This window comes from Gordonibacter pamelaeae 7-10-1-b (genome assembly GCF_000210055.1).
In the GTDB taxonomy this organism is placed as follows: domain Bacteria; phylum Actinomycetota; class Coriobacteriia; order Coriobacteriales; family Eggerthellaceae; genus Gordonibacter; species Gordonibacter pamelaeae.
Window position 1 is genome coordinate 2,121,017 of record NC_021021.1, and the last position, 1,688, is coordinate 2,122,704.

2 protein-coding genes are annotated in these 1,688 nt (G+C 68.7%); both read left to right on the plus strand.

Features of this window, described 5'->3' with window-relative positions; genetic code table 11:
• Nucleotides 1-36 precede the first annotated feature (36 nt).
• Nucleotides 37-822 (plus strand): 4Fe-4S dicluster domain-containing protein, encoded by a 786-nt coding sequence (locus tag GPA_RS09785; RefSeq protein ID WP_015539771.1) that lies wholly within the window; start codon nt 37-39, stop codon nt 820-822.
• A 10-nt stretch (nt 823-832) separates the two neighbouring features.
• A partial coding sequence (locus tag GPA_RS09790) for an aldehyde ferredoxin oxidoreductase N-terminal domain-containing protein (protein WP_041239422.1) occupies nt 833-1,688 on the plus strand: 856 nt, incomplete at its 3' end.

Consider the following 1,688-nt stretch of genomic DNA (forward strand, 5'->3'; position numbering starts at 1 on the left):
AGCGGGTGCGCCCGGTTCGCAAAGGAGATGAGAGAGATGGCAGATACGAACGAGCGCGCTGCAAGCGCGCAGGGGAAGAGCGGCCTTTCGCGGCGCCAGTTCCTCGCCGGCATCGGCGGGCTGGGCGTGGGCGTGGTGCTGGGCAGCGGCATAACGGCGCTGCTCCTGCCGGACGACGTGTACGCCATCGAGGCGAGCCAAGGCTACCTGCTGGTCGACGCCAAGAAGTGCGCCGGCTGCGAGACCTGCGTCATCTCATGCTCGCTCGCGCACCTGGGGCGCATCAACACCTCCCTTTCGCGCATACAGGTGATGAAGAACGCGCTGGGCAGCTTCCCCACGAACGACGTGCAGCAGAACCAGTGTCGCCAGTGCCCCTACCCCTCCTGCGTGGAGGCCTGCCCCGTGGGGGCCATGCACGCCGACCCGGCCACGGGCGTGCGCCTGGTGGACGAGGGCAAGTGCATCGGCTGCGAGCGCTGCGTGGAGGCGTGCCCCTTCACGCCGTCGCGCGTGCAGTGGAACTTCGAGGACAAGCACGCGCAGAAGTGCGACCTGTGCAAGAACACGCCGTTCTGGGACGAGGCGGGAGGCGTCGGCGGCAAGCAGCTGTGTGTGGAGATCTGCCCCATGAAGGCCATCAGCTTCACGAACGAGCTGCCGGTGCAGACCGACGAGGGCTACACGGCCAACCTGCGCAACGACCATTACCTGGAGATAGGCCTGCCGAGCGACGACGAGGCGCGCATCCCGCCGGCCCAGCTCGGGTACGGCGCCGGAGGCACGGCGGCCCAGGCGGCAGCCGGATCGAACGAGAAGTAGGAGGAGCACCATGACCGAACGTTACGGCTACGCCGGCAAGATACTCATCGTGAACCTGGACGACCGGACGTCCGAGACCATCGACACCGACCCCTACATCGAATGGGTGGGCGGCCACGGCATGGCCTCGAAGCTGTTCTGGGACTTTTGCGAGGACAAGACCGTGGAAGCCGTCGACCCGAAGAACGTGCTCGTGTTCGCCACCACGCCGTTCTCCGGCGCCGTGGTCCCGGCCGCGTCGGCGCGCTGCGAGTTCACGGGCATCAGCCCGTTCTCGCTGCCCGAATGGTATAACCGCTCCAGCATGGGCGGCCGTCTGGCCGGCATGATGAAGGAGGCGGGCTACGACGCCTGCGTCGTGCGCGGCAAGGCCGACGCGCCCGTGTGGATCAACGTGGTGAACGACCGGGTGGAGTTCAACGACGCCGCCGACCTCTGGGGCCTCGACGCCTTCGAGTGCCAGGAGCGCATCTGGGACGAGGTCACGCACGGCACGCCGCCGGGCTCGTGGTACGAGCTCACGAAGGCTCGCAACGGCGGGCGCACCACGCAGCGGCCCTCCGTCATCTGCATCGGGCCGGCCGGCGAGAACCTGGCGCGCGTGTCGTGCATCGTGCACGACGCCAGCCACGTGACGGGCCAGAGCGGCTTCGGCGCGGTGTTCGGCGCGAAGAACCTCAAGGCCATGAGCTTCATCGGCTCGAAGAGCATCCCCATCGCCGACCCCGCCGCGCTCGTGCGCCTGCGCCTGGAAGTGCAGGAGAAGTTCGGCTACGACATCGACGCCTGCAAGGTGCCGGGCGCGCCGGGCAGCCCGGGCGCCGCGGCCACCGTGCTGGACACGAGCCCCACGGTGTCGCGCGCCG

What these genes read in the sequence shown, in the direction of transcription:
- GPA_RS09785 (WP_015539771.1), top strand. Translation starts at nt 37, where the DNA reads ATGGCAGATACGAACGAGCGCGCTGCAAGCGCGCAGGGGAAGAGCGGC.